Origin of the sequence: Sphingobacterium thalpophilum (assembly GCF_038396785.1) — a bacterium.
GTDB lineage: Bacteria > Bacteroidota > Bacteroidia > Sphingobacteriales > Sphingobacteriaceae > Sphingobacterium > Sphingobacterium thalpophilum_A.
Window position 1 is genome coordinate 3,139,693 of the sequence record NZ_CP151087.1, and the last position, 18,560, is coordinate 3,158,252.

Sequence of the window (18,560 nt, forward strand, 5' to 3'; positions counted from 1 at the left end):
TTAAAATGAAATTAGAAAGGAGTTTTTGGAATTGTAACAACGACCAAAGTGCCTTGACCTTCCGTTGAATGGAGGAGCAATTCAGCACCATGGAGGTCAAAGATATTTTTGGCTAAAACAAGCCCCAAACCATTGCCATAGATATCACCGACATTAGAAGCGCGGTAAAAAGAGGTAAAAATATGTGGCTGGTCTTTTTTAGGAATACCGATCCCTTGATCAAACACTTTTATCGTAATATTTTTGCTATCGCTACTTATTGCTACGCCAACCTGCAGTCCATTGCCGTACTTAAATGCGTTTGAAATAATATTGCTAAAGGCAATAAAAAACAGATCCGGATTCGCCAAAACCGTAAGTTCATCACTATCTTCCGGGATTTCCGTTAGATCAAAAGAAAGCTTGAGGTCCTTATGAATACTTTTTTCAGCTTTATAAATTTCATAGAGTAACTCGTCAATTCGAATAATTTCTTTATTGTCCACCTCCCCCTTGAAACCCATGCGAGATAGCTGCAAAAGATTATTGATAATCAACTCCATTTTATCCGCATATTTTGCGATAGTCTCCAGGGAATAATAGGCTTCATGCTCTTTCGACAAGAGCTGTTGCGCCAATTCGGCTTCTCCCCCAATAATTGTAAGTGGGGTTTTTAGCGAATGTGAGGCATTTCCGATAAAACTCTGTTGCGATTGAACCGAAATATCCAATCGGTTAAGCATTGAATTTAGGTTTGCAATCAAAACACCCAATTCATCTTTGCTATTACTGAATTTACTGAACAGGCGATGGTCTAAATGGGCGATATCAACTTTATCTAAATCATTGTTGATATCTTTAATAGGTTTCAATAATCGGTCAGCAAAGTAAAAAGACATGAGTACGATTAAAAAAATCGCCAAAATCCCACCTGTGATCAGTGTCCGATCCAATTGACGCTGTTCCTCATGACCGTAATCATCGATCCCTTCCGATACAACAATCAAATTCTCGTGGTGAAGATGATCTTGAAAGAATACCGCTACAAAAGCAGTCTTACCATGCATGTATCTTCCCTTTCCATGGCGAATTACGTCGGTATAGAATGTTTCGGGCATGGGCAACTCAGGCCGCATTTGAACACGATCACTTCCTTTAACAACACGAATAAGATGGTCTGTTCCCTCAGATAACTGTTTCAGGTATTTACGTTTTACCTGAATATAGAGCGCTCTATTTTCATCCTTCTGATGGACGATGTGATCTCCAACAATCACGGCATTCTCTTCTAGCCGATGAAAAAATTTAGTTTGCAGACTGTCGTACGTGAAATAAGACACATAAATGGCAAAAACAACAAGCAGCAGGGTACTGATGATCGAAAATAGAAGAACTATTTTGGTCCTAATTTTCATGACGGATTACATAGCCCATACCAATCACTGTATGGATAAGTTTACGCGAAAATTGTTTATCGATCTTTTTCCGCAGGTAATTCACATATACGTCAACAACATTGGTACTTAAGTCAACATCCATACCCCATACTTCCTCCAGGATATCGATCCGGCTCAATACCTTATTTCGATTGAGCATTAAAAATTCAAGTAGACGAAATTCAGTAGCGGTAAGAATAATAGGAGAATTGGCACGTTGAACCGATTTGCTGTCTCTATCCAATTGAACATCGTCAAATACCAATATATTTTTCTGCTCGGTCACTGTTTTGGATTTGCGGCTGTAGCGGCTGATTCGAGCCTTTAATTCCTCTAAACGGAAGGGCTTCGTCAAGTAATCATCCGCATCCCTGTCAAATGCCTCGACGATGTCCTCTGTTTGATTTAATGCCGTCAAGATAATAATAGGGACTTCGTTGTTTGACATCCGAATGTTTTTACAGACATCCAAACCATTCATACCAGGCAACATTACATCCAACAGGATGAGGTCATAATGATTCAATCCCGCCATTTTTAGACCAGTATAACCGTCCATAGCAATACTAATATGATAGCCTTCTTCTTTTAAGCCTCTTTCGATCAATGATATGACGGATGGTTCATCCTCTATTAGTAATAGTTCCACAGGTATCTTTTTTAAACAGTAAAAAATTCGAGGTTTGTAAAATACAAAATTAACATGTCACCTTTTTTCAAAAAGCTACATTCTTAAATTATTTTCGCTTTTTCTTGACGATTATATGATAATAACACATAAAATAAGTATAAAAACACATCCACCCTCAAGATCCCTTAACCACCGCCATGACATCAATTTACTTCAAGTGGTATAGCGATATACCGCAACTCAAAACCTCTACTTAAAAGAATCAGACTATTCTTAACACTTGAAACTTAGTACAGACCAAAAATCGGTTTTAAACAACCAAATACAATAATATCTATTTTTGAAAGAATTTCCACAAACAACGAAAGATTATTTCAAAAATCAATCGAATTTCAATATTTTTGCAGCTTAAAATCACACAATGAAACAATTTATCCTTTGTTTACAGTTGGCGTTTTTACTCCTTATCGGACAAGGACACGCTCAGCAAAAGCTATATAAAATTTCATATCAATTTGCTGATCCTGAAACGGGAACCGATACCGCATCTTCAGAATTCATCAAAATATTGGCTGGAAATAATGAAGCATTAATGCAGGCCTTCATCACCAAAGACCAGATGCGCATTGAAAGTTTATTATTTGGAAAATCGATACAGATCAGCAATATCCACGAAGGCAGCTCTTTTCTACTAGATGAAATAAATAAAACCTATACTGCAACAGAGCTGGCCACGGGCAAACTCATTGAGACTTTCGCAAACGAAGGCGATAATTATGCCTATTCAGGGGATTTTGAGATCAGCTTAATTCCTAATCAAAAGAAAATAATTGCAGGAATCACCTGCGAAAAAGCAACATTCAATCTAACAGGTAGTCAAGATCCACAAACGGAAATTACCGTTTGGTATGCACCCAAATTACCAAAGTTATACTGGGGCACTTACGATTATCTCGAAAAAGTACCTGGGGCAGCGCTCTATATCGGATCGGCGGGTTTAGGAATTCAGGCCACTAAAGTCGAAGAGATACCATTCGACCAATCGCTCTTTGAAGTCCCAGCAGATTACGAAGAAGGTGAAGTTACAGACGAAGCTGTAGATTCCACGTTAAACGACCATCTATCTTGGTATCAAGATTCCAGCACATCATATTTTGGTGTACAGGACAGCTTAGGAAACAAATTAACACCAGCAAAATATACGGCAATATATAGCTATGTAGGAGACTATGCCATCGTAAACGATGCAGCGCAAATGTTTGGCTTGATAGATCTCCATGGCAAAGAAGTTATTCCATGTCAATACGAATCGCTCAGTTTAGAAACCGAAGGCGGTCCTGTGGTTTATATGAGCGATCTTAAGTATGGACTTCTGGATACAAACGGTAAAATATTGCTGAAGGAGAAGTATGAATTTATTTCAGTACCTAGCCCAGCATACGCACTTTTTACGGAAGGAGAATACACGGGTATTATTGATCAAAAAGGCACCGTTTTACTTCCTGCCAAATATGAGACTATTTCAGATTATCGCGATAATCTCGCGTTAGTTATAGTAAACCAATCCTACCAGCTTATTAATAAAACGGGGCACAATCAACTTAAGACGGACTATGAATTTCTGTCTTTTGCAGGAGAGAAACTTCTTCTGGCCTTTAAAGACGACAAGTACGGATACATTGATTACACAGGAAAAGTCGTGGTCCCAATTAAATTTCAGAATGCCCAAGCTTTTGAAAACGGGCTAGCGCTTGTAACGGAGGATCTAGAGAATTTTTACTATATTGACGCAAAAGGGAAGTTTATCAAGAAATATGAAGAGTAATCCACAGACATTCCACTTGTCGACATTGCATCGTGGAAAATACATGTTAATCTTGCTGGTTTCAATCTTTTTGATCGGAATGGTCATGTCTAAAGTTCCCATACAAGAAATTCTCAAGATTATTGTTGCTCTTTTAATGATCCCTTTAGCACTGTATTTGGCCATAAAGTGTTCGACTTTATCATCGACTTGGGTCTTGGACGAAAATACACTGCAGATAAGCAATGCTAAAAAAACAATCGTTTTCCCTCTGAATAATATTTCTCATATCAGGAATCTTAAACGTTCTGGCGGAAACCTGATCATTATCAACCAAAACAAAGGACCGGCTTTTCGTACTTGGCGCAACAAATTGTTTCAAAAAGAAGATGATCTTCCTCTGCTAACCGAAGCCTTAAAGACCGCAGACATCGAATATTACGACCTATAAATTCTTTCTTCCTTCGGTAACATTTGTTACAGGCTTTTGCAAAGGCAGTATGTACCTTTGTAACATCACTTAAGAACATTGTTATGCTATTGGAATACATTAAACAACCGTGGCCCTGGTATATTTCAGGACCTTTAATTGCGCTGGTCATGTACCTGTTGCTCAAACAGGGGAAGGATTTTGGCATGTCCAATAATCTACGCACCATGTGTACTGTATTAGGTGCCGGAAAAACTTCCTCTTTTTTCAGATTCGATTGGAAGACCCAATCATGGAATTTATTGGTGGTACTCGGGACAGCCATTGGCGGTTTTATTGCACATCATTTTCTGAGCGATGGCGCTGCAAGCCAGATTAATCCCAAAAGTATTGCCGACCTAAAAGAGCTGGGTATTATCGACCAGCTACAAGGCTACCTTCCTGAATCCATTTTCGTTTTCGACGGATCTTTGTTTCAGTTTCTAATTTTAAGTATTGGCGGTGTATTGATTGGATTTGGAACACGCTATGCTGGTGGATGTTCATCAGGCCATGCTATTTCTGGGCTTAGCAATTTTCAGCTTCCTTCTTTGATTGCCGTTATAGGTTTCTTCCTAGGCGGGATCATCATGGTTCATTTTTTATTCCCACTAATTTTCGCATAAATGAAAGCACTAAAATTTATTTTCATCGGTATATTGTTTGGAATCATCTTATACAAATCGGAGGCCGCGTCATGGTATAGAATCTACGAAATGTTTCAATTTCGTTCCTTTCATATGTATGGCATCATCGGTACAGCACTGACCACAGCAATTATAATCGTACAGATCATCAAGAGAAAGCGAATCAAAGATAGTAACGGGATGCAAATAGCATTCTATGACAAAGACAAAAGTATTACACGATACCTGGTCGGAGGAACAATCTTTGGTTTAGGATGGGCATTGACAGGTGCGTGTCCGGGCCCCATGTTTGCCCTAATCGGTGCCGGTTATTGGACTATTGGAATCGTCCTTCTTTTTGCTTTGTTAGGTACTTGGCTTTATGGGCTGTTGCGCAATAAGTTGCCGCATTAAGTTGAACAGACTTTGTTATGAAACTAACTCATATATCCGAAATCTGAGGCCTGTACCTGGAGTTTAAATTTTAGAAAGAGAACATGGAATTAATATTTATAGCTGGTTTTATATTAGCTGTTCTGGTCGGGCTATCAATGGGCTTGATGGGTAGCGGCGGAAGTATTCTAACATTGCCAATATTTGTTTATATTTTTCATATAGAACCTCAATATGCATTGGACTATTCGTTGTTTTCTATTGGAATATTAGCCTTGGTCGGATCAATTTCTCCGTTGAAAAAAAGAGAAATTGACCTGAAAACTACGGCCATTTTTCTCTTTCCATCGCTAATTTCGGTCTATTTGACCAAGCGTTATCTCCTTGTAGCCATACCAGAGTCATTCCACCTTGGCGAGATAGCGATCTCCAGAAACCATATCATCATGCTCCTTTTCTCGATTGTGATTCTGATTTCTGCGACAGCAATGGTACGAAGACGTAAACAGGTTCAGCACGATCGATTCAGAGGTGGAATTGGACAGATTTTCAACGTTGTCCTCGTCGGATTGCTCGTCGGTATCATGACTGGCCTGGTCGGTGCAGGAGGAGGCTTTATCATAGTACCGGCCCTCGTATTACTCTTAGGAATTCCACTTAAGCAGGCCATTGCTACCTCGTTGTTTATCATCGGGTTAAACGCCTCATTCGGTTTGATCGCGAATTATCAGTTCCTGGAACATATGAATTGGTTTATATTGGTTACCTTTACGTTAATCACTTTAATAGGCCTCCAAATTGGTTCCAAATGGAAAGACAAATTAGATGCAGCAAAATTGAAAGGTATTTTTAGGTACTTTTTAATTAGTATTGGCATCCTAATCTTTGCTTTCGAATTCATTCAATTTGTAAATCATTAAAATCACACGTTATGTTTTTTCAACACATTTTTGAGTCATCTTTAGCACATTCAAGTTATATCATTGGTTGTCAAGCCAAGGGTGTCGCTATTGTCATTGACCCTAAAAGAGATGTAGACAGCTATCTTGAGATTGCACAAAAGAATAATCTGACCATAACGCATATTGCGGAAACACATATCCATGCCGACTACCTTTCAGGTACGCTAGAGTTAGCCGCATTGACAGGCGCCCAACCTTATCTATCCGATGAAGGTGGAGAAGATTGGCACTATGAATTCCCACATATTGGATTAAAACATGGAGATCAATTTCAAGTTGGAAATCTGATTTTCCAAGTTATCCATACCCCCGGACATACGCCCGAGAGTATTAGTTTTATATTGATTGATACACCTGCAACCATGGAGCCAGTCATGATATTTACAGGTGATTTTGTATTTGTTGGCGATATCGGACGCCCAGATTTGTTAGAAAATGCAGCCGGAATGATCGGAACTAAGGAAATTGGAGCCCACCAAATGTACCGATCGTTGCAACATTTCTTGGCTCTACCTGATCATATTCAAGTATGGCCCGCACATGGGGCCGGATCCGCTTGTGGAAAGGCGCTAGGCGCCGTTCCGAGTTCAACAGTTGGTTATGAAAAAATACGAAACTGGGCGCTTCAATACCAAAACAACGAAACAGCCTTTGTGAAAGAGCTATTATCAGGACAGCCCGAACCGCCACGCTATTTTGCCATGATGAAAAAACTCAACAAAATAGTACGGCCTTTGCAAACAGCAGTTCCTCAGTACAACAAGTTAACGAACGAAACTTTTCTGGATTTATACCACAAAGGAACAACTATCATTGATACACGCCATAAGTTTGAGTTTGCCAAAGGATATCTCCCCAATAGCGTCAATATTCAGAACAACAAAACGTTTAATACCTGGGCTGGTTGGATACTTAATTACATGGATCCTTTTATACTCATTGTAGAGGAAAGCCAATTGGACGACATTGCCCGCAAGCTTATGCGCATTGGATTGGATCATGTTGCTGGATATGTTACGCCTGATACGATTCCTCATTTGGGGATTCCATTGGAACATCAGCAACTCATCGGTTTTGAAGAGATGAATAGTGTATTAGGCAAATCCGATATCCAAATACTTGATGTGCGCAATGCCAGTGAGTTTTCAGAGGGCCATTTACCGCATGCGACTCATATCTTTGTTGGTACAATTGCAGACAATCTTAACCAAATTGACCGAAATAAACAGCTATACCTGCATTGTCAGTCCGGAGACCGAGCAACCATAGCGGCATCCATATTGGCAAAAAATGGTATTAAGGACGTCAAAATTTATAGTCCTTCCATCAATGAATGGAAATTAAAGGGTGGAACATTGGTACAGTAACCTATATAAAAAGATCCCAGAATATTTATCCTGGGATCTTTTTTTAAAGAACCAAACGATAGAATTTGAGCTGCCATTGCATACAATAAAGAGCAATTCAACTCGTCAGTATGCGTTTATAGACTATTTCTATTGATCCGCAGAAATTCGATAACCTCGTCCTTCTTCTCTTCCAACTTGCCTTTCTTTTCAGTAAATTGGTGATTATAGATGGTCAGGTACTGATGGTCGTCCGTTTCAGATTCATATAATTCGGCCGTGGCAAAAGAGAAATGCTCTTCTTCATCTGAAAGATGATCATACACATAGGCAAAATCATGATTCCCCAAGGAGCTTACGACGGCATCTTTATCCGCCACGAATTTCAACCTTCCGGGCAATGTCCGCTTATTCATCCATACTTCGTCTTTTTCAGAAAAAGGGTAAATAGTAATACCCCGGAATGCCATAATAATTGGGGTAATCAGAATAATACCCATTTCAATGGCCCACACGGCCCACAACATACCACCCGAAACCGGGCTCTTTTTCAAGGTAAAGGTACCGACTTAGTTTAAACCTTGCATCGCTTCCCAAATAAATGAAGGGTGTAAGAAAAAGGCTTTGAACCCTTCCAGATTGAAAGATGATTTTATCCAGGTATCTCCGCCCATGGTTCCCTCCGCATTGTACATCAGCGAAACGAAAAGAGCCCATTGCGCATAAAAGGCTAAAAGCGCGACTAGCAAAGTAATCAATAGTGCAATGCCCTTATTTCTTAATTTCCATTTTTTGAAACAGAAATTCAGCACATAGAATATCCCAGCACCAAATCCCAATGTAATAAATACATTAAAATAAATAATAGGGATAAACCACTGCAAAGCGATGTAAACAATTGCCAATACAACGGCACTAATTGTGCCTAGCACAAGAGATCCGATAAATGCCAAAGCAGGAGCCTTTCCCGAGGGCTTATAATATAGATTTTCCATAAAAACAGTAAAATTGATTTTTAACTTAACAGTTAAATTCCCTAACCAAAACCACGCCAATTCCCAAAGAACAGTCAACTTTCGTCAAGAATTGATGACATTAACTTCGTTACATTCGTTTAAGTACCATTTATTGAGACAATTTTGTAAGTTTGGGGCATGAAAATCAAAATAATATCCTTTTTTACACTTGCATGTGTATTGAATATTTGGGGGGCAGTAGCGAAGGCCCAAAGAAAAGGATTCTGGCAACAGAAAGTTGACTATACCATGGATGTCAACGTAGATGAAAAAGCATATCAGTACGATGGAAAAATGACCTTGAAGTACAGCAATAATTCAGGGCAGTCACTAAACAAAGTATATTTTCATTTATATTTCAATGCTTTTCAACCAGGATCGATGATGGATTACCGCTTAAAAAACATCAGTGATCCAGACAAGCGCATGGTGACCAACCTTGGTACAAAAGAAAAACCGGTATATCAAAGCCGCATCGGAGAGCTTAAGACCAATCAAATTGGTTATCAAAAAATCAAAAGCTTAACAATGAATGGGGCTAACGCATCATTTAAAATTGACGGAACGATCTTGGAAGTCGCTTTACCAACTCCTATCCAAGATGGCGAAACAGCACGTTTTGATATGGAGTGGACCGCACAAGTTCCGGAACAAATCAGAAGAACTGGCCGGAATTCTGCCGAAGGTGTAGCATTATCTATGGCGCAATGGTATCCGAAGATGGCCCAATTCGATGAATTCGGCTGGCATTTGGATGAATATACAGGTCGTGAATTTATTGCTCCTTTTGGCAATTTTGACGTCACCATACACCTCAATAAAAATTATGTTGTTGGTGCCTCAGGTGTTCTTCAAAACCCATCAGAGGTCAAAGGTTATCAACAGAAAGCGAAAGTAAAAGCCATCGACAATAAAGCGACCTGGCATTATAAAGCCCAAAATATCCACGATTTTGTCTGGGCTGCAGACCCCAAATTTGTTGTGGATTCCGCTTCAAGTAAAAATGGTATAAAAGTATATACCGTATTCTTGCCAACAGACAAAGAAGTTATTTCAAATTGGAAAACGGCAATAGGCCTTTCTACCGAATTCTTTGACTTCTGTAGTGCGAAGTTTGGTAAATATCCATGGCCAACTTATACCATCATTCAGGGTGGCGATGGTGGTATGGAGTATGGCACAGCTACTCTGATCACAGGCGGCCGCAATCTAAAAAGTCTTGTTGGTGTCATATTCCATGAATCGGCACACTCCTGGTACCAACAATTGTTTGGGATCAATGAAACCGTAGATGAATGGTTTGATGAAGGCTTCACCTCCTATGTCGAAGAGTTGGCCATGCAACATATCTTTGAAAAAAGAGGCGCCATTGCATCCAACCCACAAATTGCGGCTTACCGGGGTTATTATAAATTGGCCCTTTCTGGTAAAGAAGAACCGATGAGCTTACTGGCAGATTATTATAACACGAACTATGGCTATAGCAACGAAGCATACAACAAAGGCGCCGTGCTTGCAGAACAGTTGGGGTATATTATTGGTCAGGAAAATTTAGAAAAAACCTTCTTGAAATTTTATGACATCTGGAAATTTAAACATCCGACACCAAATGATTTCAAACGCGTTGCTGAAGAAGTTTCCGGTATAAACTTAAAATGGTATTTCAATCTGTTTATCAATACAACACGTCAAATCGATTACGCTATTGAAAAAGTAACAGACACCGACATTTTATTGGCTAATAAGTCAAATTTTGCCATGCCACTGGATGTGCTGGTAGAATACACAGATGGAAGCAAAGAGTTATTTTATATCCCTTTGCGTGAAATGCGCGGCGAAAAACCGGAAGAGCATTTTGACATATACAAAGGTGTTAAAAGAACCGTGCTTGAGGATTGGTTCTGGACCAAACCCGACTATACTATCCATGTGTCGAAAACACCAAAAACGGTAACAATTGATCCTTCACTACGCTTAGCGGATGTAGAATCGGCAAACAACAGTTTTAGCAAATAACTCGTAGATTCCCATTATCTGAACAGATATGGACATAAAGAAGCTTCCAAACCATTTCACATTTACCTGGTTTGGAAGCTTTTTTGCTAATCACCTCACCTGAATCAAGTACTCTTCAGGGGAATAACCATATTCCATGTACGTTCAAATTGATAGGGCGCCGAACCATCTCCCGTAGCAGCAAACAAATGCGTAGGCTTCCCATCTTCAAATAGCAAAAACGGTCGTTCAAAATTAGCCTGATGACTCGTTGTGCCGTCATCCCATTGAATTGTTTTAGAATAAGCTTTTACAGACTTCGAAAGACGCCAATCTATACCATCTTTAGAATAAGCATGTATCCCATCCCCCTCTTCACCGCAGATCTTTCCGTAACGGTCCTTCATAATAAGTTCAAACTGCTGACCATTATGCCACACAAATGGATCCTCAACATCGTTTTCATGGTTTTGGTCCGTATGGAATGAAAAAATGGGCTTGTCCGATAAACGGCGATAAGGTCCCCGGAAAGAATCTGCTTGTGCAGCTCCCAATAGAAGTGGCGGATTATAATTTAAGGGGGAAGATTTATACACTAAATAAACCTTTCCGTTCGGTAAGACAACTGGCGAAGGGTTTGATGTAATGGAGGCATCCCATTCTCCTTTCCGCGGATTCAGAATCGGTTGATCAACTCGTTTCCATGGCCCTGCAATTGACCTGGAATAGGCCATCCCAATACGTTTATGCATCCAGGCTTTCTGGCCTAGGCCCGACTCCCATACATTTTCTGTAAAAGCAGGATTTGGTTCATCATAATTATTGCCAAAGTAATAAAGTACATAATAGTCACCGCTTTTTACAATGCGAGGATTGTGTGTTGTACAACCATCAAAATATTGCTTCCCCCGAGCGGGCAGTACAACTTCAACAAATTCGTATGGCCCTTCAGGGGTATCTGAAATAGCCCTGACGACTTCTGAGTTTGTCACCCAATTACCAAAACCATATTGTTTGCTCCAACGCGAAGCAAACATATGATATCGTCCATCCTCTCCTTTTATAACCGAAGGATCCCAAATCCAATAATCTTTCAACGCAAATCCGCCGCCTTTTGGTGCCGGTAACAACCGATCAATAAAAGAGTCCTGATTATTAAAAGAGTCTTTAGGAATAGCCCCAAATGCATATCCATGGTTTGAAAACAGGAAGAGGCCGGAAACACCGGCAACGTTTTTTAGAAAGTCTCGACGGGAGGTTTTCATACATTTTACTTTTATTAGAAGAAAATAATTCGTTTTCTAATCTATTTGATCGGCTCCCATGAAATAATTTACATGAGGCTGATACCCACAAATTTTTAAAAAGAAACTCTTGAATTCACTTTCCTTCATCAGACATGAGGTGTTATATTGGTACTTCTACAAAAATATCGACAACAAGATAACGAATAACCAGCTCGTTGTCAACCTTCTTGTGGATGATTCTTCCATCCTATTGCACTTTCTTTTTAAATCCTATAATGAACTGTGGAAAAGTCCAACAGCTATCTTACCCGGAATTTATTCGGCTAGTGGCTACCGGAAATAGTTAAACCTATAAATTCCTCATGCATCTAGGCATAAGTCTAGAAAAGATTTCAGGTATGCATACTCGAAAGAAGAAAAAATAAAGGGCGGTTTGGTCAGGTCTTGGTATATTTGTCCCCATGATTTATGTCCATATTCCCTTCTGTAAACAGGCTTGTCATTATTGTGACTTCCATTTTAGCACTTCACTACAATACAAAAGTGAGATGATCAATGTCATACGACGGGAAATTGAGCTCAGGGCAGCCTATCTGGAAGACAAAAAGGTCGAATCGATCTATTTTGGCGGCGGTACCCCTTCCTTACTGGAAGCGGATGAGATCGCCCAGATCATCGATACGATAGGGAAGCATTTTGACATCGCAAATCATGCTGAAATTACACTGGAAGCTAATCCCGACGATTTAAATGCCGCCAAAGTAAACAGTCTACGGAATACAGCAATCAATCGATTCAGCATAGGCATACAGTCTTTCTTTGAAGAGGATCTCAAATGGATGAACAGAGCACATAATCAACAGGAAGCACTGGCTTCAATTATGCGGGTGCAAGATGCGGGCTTTGAAAATATTACCTGTGATCTTATTTATGGCTATCCGTTACTGACTGACGAGAAATGGCTCCACAATATGCAACAGCTGATTGACTTTGAAATTCCCCATATTTCTTCGTATTCCATGACTGTAGAAAATAAGACAGCATTGGATCACTTCATTAAAAAAGGCTTAAGTCCAGCAATTGATTCGGATCAGGCCGCAGATCAGATGAGTCTCCTTATCCATACATTGAAAGCTGCGGGATATGAACAATATGAAATTTCCAATTTTGCAAAAAATGGCCTTTATGCGCGTCACAATACAAATTATTGGAAAGGTAAACATTATCTTGGTATAGGCCCTTCGGCACATTCGTTCAATGGAATTTCCAGAGCTTGGAATATTTCCAACAACGCGAAATATATGACCTCAATCAATTCAAACCAACTTCCCCTAGAAATTGAGGAGCTTTCTACGCTGGACCAGATCAACGAAAGTATCATGACTTCGCTGAGAACCATGTGGGGACTGGATTTGATTGCGCTGGAAAGCAAATTCGGGCAATCTATCAAAAACCGCGTATTGAAGGATGCAGAGCCATTTCTGGAAGAGGGCAATCTTGTTTTGGAAGAAAGTAAATTACGTTTAACGGATGCAGGTAAATTAATGGCCGATCATATCATGTCCGACCTATTTGTTATAGAAGATTAATAAATAAAATAGATAAAAATTACAAAAACAATAATAACAACCGTGTTTACGTTTTAAATATTATGAAAATAAAAATATAGGTTAATTTTTTTGGCTCTTTGTGCTATGTTTGCAACATAATCTATTATAACATTATTATGTCACACAAGCCATCTTTTGACTTAGAGATCAAAAGTTACAGAGAGCAACAAAACGCTGCCGTAAGCTTAATTCAAATTGTCAGTAACCTGTGGTATAACCGCGCTATTGAACTTGTATTTTTTCGAAATCAATTCATTGATGTAAAATCGAGTTCAATTCTTAACCTGGTCAAGGAAAGCGTCCTCCTTACCGAAGAGCCATTCGATATTTTTGACACCCTTCAGGTGGCACAGGAATTGGAAAAGCTCACCCTATCTCCTGCACGTATCGATATCGGAAAACTTACCTTACAGGTCAAGAAACAGGCAATTGACAACAACGACCTGCCGAGTTTTATAACAAATGAATTAAAGGACATCAATCAACAAGCGGAATTAAAACCACGCGATGTTGTTCTTTATGGATTTGGCCGTATCGGCCGTTTACTCGCCCGAGAGCTTATGCATAAAGCCGGTGCCGGACAGCAGCTTCGCCTTCGTGCCATTGTAACACGGGACGCCAATGACAGCAAGTCCATATTGAAAAGAGCGACACTATTAAAAACAGATTCCATACACGGTGCATTCGAAGGCGACATACAGGCCGACATTCCTAATCAGGCACTTATTATCAATGGTATCACTGTCCACCTTATCTCTGCCAAACAGCCAGAGGATATCGATTATACCGAGTATGGAATACAGCATGCTTTGGTCGTCGACAATACGGGCGCTTTTCGAGATGAGCAAGAACTAAGTCGTCACCTGCAATCCAAGGGTGTCGCCCAAGTTTTATTAACAGCACCGGGGAAAGGTGTACCAAATATCGTATATGCAGTCAATGAAAATAATATTGACTTGCAAAAGCATGCGATCTTTTCCGCTGCTTCCTGTACGACGAATGCAATATCCCCTATTTTGGCGGTGCTTGAAAATAAAATAGGCATTGAAAAAGGACATATCGAAACCATACATTCCTATACCAACGACCAGAATCTTGTCGACAATATGCACAAAAAGTCCAGACGGGGTCGTGCTGCGGCGCTCAATATGGTGATCACAGAAACTGGAGCGGGCGCTGCTGTTTCAAAAGTATTGCCATCGCTAAAGGGCAAACTGACCTCCAATGCCATTCGCATTCCCGTGCCAAACGGATCATTGGCAATTTTAAATCTCGAAATTAAAGCCAAAACTACGGTCGACGAAATCAATGCACTTTTAAAAGAGGCATCTCTGCAGGGTGACCTGGTCGAACAGATTAAATTTTCTAAAGATCATGAACTCGTTTCTTCGGATATTATTGGTTCCACTGCCACCGCAATCGTGGATGCTCCAGCGACGATCGTTTCGGGAGATGGCAGGAATGTTATTTTATATGTCTGGTACGACAATGAATACGGATATTCCCATCAGGTGATGCGCTTATCGCGTCACATTACCGGTGTAAGAAGATATACCTATTATTAGGAGGCAGTCAAGCATCAAGAATAAGAAACCACGCGTAACCTGCAGAATATAGGCGGCGGCAGTACAGCTACCGCTTATATTTTCACGGAATTGCTTTTGAGGTATTTCATTATAATTGCTGTTGCTCCGGCCTTCTGCAGCACATACGCACGGGCCAGTTTTCCCGCCTCTTGACGGACAGCCTGATCTTGTAGAACAGCAAAGACTTTCTTTAGTTCTTTAGCACTACCAATGGCGAAACCGGATCCATTTTGCACGAGCTCTTTCGCCTCCTGAAACTTCTTGAAATTTGGACCAAATAGCACCGGTATGCCATACGTTGCAGCCTCGAGTGTGTTATGTATCCCTACGCCAAAACCACCACCAATATAAGCCAGTTGGCCATAGCCATACAAAGACGAAAGCATACCAATGTTATCGATAACCAGCACCTTTGAATCGGCAACTAATGCGGCATCGTAGCTAGCCATCTCCGAAAAGCGGAGCGCCTTCGGCCAAAGGTTAAAAATGCTCGCCAAATGTGATTCATTGATTTCATGTGGCGCCAAGATCAGCTTATAGTCTGAATAACCCTGAAGCAATTCCTGTAGAGCCTGTTCATCTTCCGGCCAGGTGCTTCCTGCGACAAGCGTCGGACTTTCACCAACAAATTGGCTGATCTCGGAAATCATTTTTCTATTTTTAGGAATGTCTACCACGCGGTCAAAACGTGTATCTCCGGCTAACCCAGCATTCCGTATCCCAAATTCTTTCAAAAGACGTACACTTTCTTCATTTTGCACAAAGAAGTAAGTCACATAACTTAAAATTTTCAGAAAAAAAGTACCATAGGCCTGAAAGAAAATCTGATCGGGTCTAAATATTGCTGAGATCAAAAACAAGGGAATGCCCCGTCTATGCAGGCCTTCAAAAAAATAATACCAATATTCATATTTCGTAAACACAGCAAAACTTGGATTGATCAAGTCGAGAAAAAGCCGTGCGTGCTGAGCAGTATCGTAGGGGAGATAAAAAACATAATCGGCCAAAGCAGTGTTTTTTCTGATTTCATAGCCAGAGGGAGAATAAAATGTTACAATTATTTTATGATCCAAATAATTATTTTTCACTGCTTCCAGGACAGGTCTTCCTTGCTCAAATTCCCCCAATGAAGCAAAGTGAAACCAAATATGTTTTTGGGAAGAATCAACCGTTTGTTTCATCCTCGAATACCAGTCTTTTCGTCCCGCTACCATGAGCTTGGCTTTGGCATGAAAAGGAGCCAAAATACGCAGTAAGAGTCCGTAAAGAAAGATTCCAATTGAATAAAGCAAACGCATGTTTTTAAAATAATGTTTATCTTAGTCAAAGATATTAAACCCATTTCATTAAACGGAACCATTGAGTGGAAAATAAACATCGCAAACGGATTTTGATAACAGGAGCAGCTGGCTTCCTCGGTTCTCACCTTTGCGATCGCTTTATTGCCGAAGATTACGATGTCATTGGAATGGACAACCTAATTACCGGAGATCTACAGAATATAGCCCATTTATTTAAGTTGGAAAATTTTGACTTCTATCATCACGATGTCTCAAAATTTGTCCACGTTCCCGGGCATTTGGATTATATCCTGCATTTCGCTTCGCCAGCCAGTCCCGTTGATTACCTTAAAATTCCGATACAAACATTGAAGGTAGGATCTTTGGGCACACATAATCTCTTGGGCCTAGCGCGTGCTAAACAAGCACGCATTTTGGTAGCCTCCACCTCTGAGGTTTATGGCGACCCACTCGTTTCACCACAATCCGAGGACTACTGGGGCAATGTAAATCCCGTGGGACCTCGCGGTGTATACGATGAAGCGAAGCGCTTCCAAGAGGCGATAACGATGGCCTATCACAATGCACATGGTCTGGAGACCCGTATTGTCAGGATATTTAACACCTTTGGTTCCAGAATGCGTCTCAATGACGGCCGAGCTATTCCCACCTTTATCGCACAAGCGATACGAGGCGAAGATATCACGATTTTTGGGGATGGTTCACAAACACGATCATTCTGTTATATTGACGACCAGGTCGAAGGCATCTTTCGCTTGTTGCATTCGGCATGTGCAACACCTATAAATATTGGTAATCCAGACGAAATCAGCTTGCTACAATTGGCCCATGAAATTGTCGAATTGACAGACAGCTCGAGTAAAATCGTCTACGAACCATTGCCGGTTGATGATCCCAAACAACGGAAACCCGATATTGGCTTGGCCAAATCAAAATTAGCCTGGGAACCTCAAATAGACCGAAAAACAGGATTGAAAAAAACCATAGAATTTTACAAAAAGATCCCTTTGGATACCTTATCACATAAAGACTTTACTTACTATAATCAACAATAATGAACAAAAAAATACTAGTCACAGGAGGAACAGGTTATATCGGTTCGCACACAGTAGTCGAACTACATCAAGCAGGATATGTACCTGTCATCGTGGATGATCTGTCCAATTCAAACATCAAAATTTTGGATCAGATTGAGAAGATCATCGGCGTTAGACCTGAATTTCACCAATTTGACCTTTGTGACACAGAACGCGTGAACGAATTTGTAAAAAACAATACCGATATCTCAGGAATTATCCATTTTGCGGCCTCTAAAGCTGTAGGTGAATCTGTACAGAAGCCTTTGAAATATTACCACAACAATTTCTTCTCGTTAATTAACTTATTAGAGGCATATCAAAATAAGCCTATTAATTTTGTCTTTTCTTCAAGCTGTACCGTATATGGTGAACCAGACTACTTACCTGTAGACGAGAGTGCTCCCGTAAAAAAGGCAACCTCTCCTTATGGAAATACAAAACAAATTGCTGAAGAAATTCTACAGGAAACTGCTGCTGCATATGACAACTACAATATTATTGCGCTCCGTTATTTCAACCCTGTAGGTGCACATGAGTCGGCATTGATCGGTGAATTACCAAACGGTGTTCCTCAGAACCTGCTTCCTTTTATCACACAAACAGCCATTGGAAAAAGAGAAAAATTAACGGTATTTGGCTCTGATTACGACACACCGGACGGATCTTGTATCCGCGACTATATTCACGTTGTTGATTTAGCAAAAGCTCACGTTGCAGCAATTAGATTATTGGAAAAAGGCAACCCGAACGGAAAATACGATGTCTTTAATGTGGGAACAGGAAATGGATATTCTGTCCTTGAAGCGATCAAGGCTTTTGAGAAAGCTTCAGGACAAAAACTAAATTACGAATTTGGTCCACGTCGTGACGGAGATATCATCAAGGTTTACGGGGACGTCACTAAATCGGCCAATCAGTTGCATTGGAAAGCAGCACTTGGTATTGATGAAATGATGGCTTCTGCCTGGGCATGGGAAAAAAATCTGAAGGAAAATCCATTGGATTAAACAGTAGCCTCTGCGACTACAGCAAAGCATTATACTCAGCTTAACTTTATATGACCGTCTTAAAACTGAGGCG

At 40.3% G+C, this 18,560-nt stretch carries 18 protein-coding genes; 12 read left to right on the plus strand and 6 right to left on the minus strand.

Annotated features, from left to right (window positions below; genetic code table 11):
* Positions 1–11: 11 nt before the first annotated feature.
* Both AACH28_RS13940 and AACH28_RS13945 read right to left on the minus strand, forming a co-directional pair.
* A complete protein-coding gene (locus tag AACH28_RS13940; protein WP_336830137.1) occupies positions 12–1,394 on the minus strand; it encodes a HAMP domain-containing sensor histidine kinase in 1,383 nt (460 codons plus the stop codon).
* Positions 1,384–2,064, minus strand: coding sequence for a response regulator transcription factor (locus tag AACH28_RS13945; protein ID WP_341830763.1), 681 nt, complete (start codon positions 2,062–2,064; stop codon positions 1,384–1,386). Before AACH28_RS13945 ends, AACH28_RS13940 begins: the two co-directional genes overlap by 11 nt.
* 403 nt (positions 2,065–2,467) lie before the next feature.
* Here AACH28_RS13945 and AACH28_RS13950 point away from each other — a divergent pair, with 403 nt between their 5' ends.
* From AACH28_RS13950 to AACH28_RS13975, 6 genes are all read left to right on the plus strand, one after another.
* Complete coding sequence (locus tag AACH28_RS13950; RefSeq protein WP_341830764.1) at positions 2,468–3,871, plus strand: WG repeat-containing protein; 1,404 nt, start codon at positions 2,468–2,470, stop codon at positions 3,869–3,871.
* Positions 3,861–4,301, plus strand: coding sequence for a hypothetical protein (locus tag AACH28_RS13955; RefSeq protein WP_053003767.1), 441 nt, complete (start codon positions 3,861–3,863; stop codon positions 4,299–4,301). Before AACH28_RS13950 ends, AACH28_RS13955 begins: the two co-directional genes overlap by 11 nt.
* Before the next feature lie 83 nt (positions 4,302–4,384).
* Entirely contained in the window at positions 4,385–4,945 is a 561-nt protein-coding gene (locus AACH28_RS13960) for a YeeE/YedE family protein (protein ID WP_254667645.1), read from the plus strand.
* A complete protein-coding gene (locus AACH28_RS13965; protein ID WP_070561666.1) occupies positions 4,946–5,359 on the plus strand; it encodes a DUF6691 family protein in 414 nt (137 codons plus the stop codon). It begins immediately after the preceding gene.
* A gap of 83 nt (positions 5,360–5,442) precedes the next feature.
* Entirely contained in the window at positions 5,443–6,258 is an 816-nt protein-coding gene (locus AACH28_RS13970) for a sulfite exporter TauE/SafE family protein (protein ID WP_341830765.1), read from the plus strand.
* A gap of 11 nt (positions 6,259–6,269) precedes the next feature.
* Positions 6,270–7,667 (plus strand): MBL fold metallo-hydrolase, encoded by a 1,398-nt coding sequence (locus tag AACH28_RS13975; RefSeq protein ID WP_341830766.1) that lies wholly within the window; start codon positions 6,270–6,272, stop codon positions 7,665–7,667.
* Between the two features lie 116 nt (positions 7,668–7,783).
* Here AACH28_RS13975 and AACH28_RS13980 read toward each other — a convergent pair whose 3' ends face one another.
* Both AACH28_RS13980 and AACH28_RS13985 read right to left on the minus strand, forming a co-directional pair.
* Entirely contained in the window at positions 7,784–8,200 is a 417-nt protein-coding gene (locus tag AACH28_RS13980) for a hypothetical protein (protein WP_341830767.1), read from the minus strand.
* Between the two features lie 15 nt (positions 8,201–8,215).
* Positions 8,216–8,641: a hypothetical protein gene (locus AACH28_RS13985; RefSeq protein ID WP_341830768.1), complete on the minus strand. Its 426-nt coding sequence runs from the start codon at positions 8,639–8,641 to the stop codon at positions 8,216–8,218.
* Positions 8,642–8,800: 159 nt separating this feature from the next.
* Here AACH28_RS13985 and AACH28_RS13990 point away from each other — a divergent pair, with 159 nt between their 5' ends.
* Positions 8,801–10,678 (plus strand): M1 family metallopeptidase, encoded by a 1,878-nt coding sequence (locus AACH28_RS13990; protein WP_341830769.1) that lies wholly within the window; start codon positions 8,801–8,803, stop codon positions 10,676–10,678.
* Positions 10,679–10,782: 104 nt separating this feature from the next.
* Here the strand turns inward: AACH28_RS13990 and AACH28_RS13995 are convergent, their stop codons facing one another.
* A complete protein-coding gene (locus AACH28_RS13995) occupies positions 10,783–11,922 on the minus strand; it encodes a glycoside hydrolase family protein (RefSeq protein ID WP_341830770.1) in 1,140 nt (379 codons plus the stop codon).
* Between the two features lie 109 nt (positions 11,923–12,031).
* Here AACH28_RS13995 and AACH28_RS14000 point away from each other — a divergent pair, with 109 nt between their 5' ends.
* The 3 genes from AACH28_RS14000 (at position 12,032) to AACH28_RS14010 (ending at position 15,079) form a co-directional block, all read left to right on the plus strand.
* Positions 12,032–12,247 carry a hypothetical protein gene (locus AACH28_RS14000; RefSeq protein WP_156167681.1) on the plus strand — a complete coding sequence of 72 codons (216 nt, stop codon included), beginning with the start codon at positions 12,032–12,034 and terminating at the stop codon, positions 12,245–12,247.
* 118 nt (positions 12,248–12,365) lie between these two features.
* Positions 12,366–13,493 (plus strand): radical SAM family heme chaperone HemW, encoded by a 1,128-nt coding sequence (gene hemW, locus AACH28_RS14005; protein ID WP_341830771.1) that lies wholly within the window; start codon positions 12,366–12,368, stop codon positions 13,491–13,493.
* Positions 13,494–13,630: 137 nt separating this feature from the next.
* Positions 13,631–15,079, plus strand: a complete 1,449-nt coding sequence (locus AACH28_RS14010) for a glyceraldehyde-3-phosphate dehydrogenase (RefSeq protein ID WP_341830772.1) — start codon at positions 13,631–13,633, stop codon at positions 15,077–15,079.
* Between the two features lie 74 nt (positions 15,080–15,153).
* Here AACH28_RS14010 and AACH28_RS14015 read toward each other — a convergent pair whose 3' ends face one another.
* The gene (locus AACH28_RS14015) at positions 15,154–16,398 is read right to left on the minus strand and encodes a glycosyltransferase N-terminal domain-containing protein (RefSeq protein ID WP_341830773.1); all 1,245 of its coding nucleotides are present in this window, start codon (positions 16,396–16,398) and stop codon (positions 15,154–15,156) included.
* 65 nt (positions 16,399–16,463) lie between these two features.
* Between AACH28_RS14015 and AACH28_RS14020 the strand changes: the two genes are divergently transcribed.
* Together AACH28_RS14020 and galE are read left to right on the plus strand one after the other, a co-directional pair.
* On the plus strand, positions 16,464–17,456 hold the full coding sequence (locus AACH28_RS14020) for a UDP-glucuronic acid decarboxylase family protein (protein ID WP_120333049.1): 993 nt from the start codon (positions 16,464–16,466) through the stop codon (positions 17,454–17,456).
* Positions 17,456–18,487, plus strand: a complete 1,032-nt coding sequence (gene galE / locus AACH28_RS14025; RefSeq protein ID WP_205400013.1) for a UDP-glucose 4-epimerase GalE — start codon at positions 17,456–17,458, stop codon at positions 18,485–18,487. Before AACH28_RS14020 ends, galE begins: the two co-directional genes overlap by 1 nt.
* Positions 18,488–18,560 lie beyond the last annotated feature (73 nt).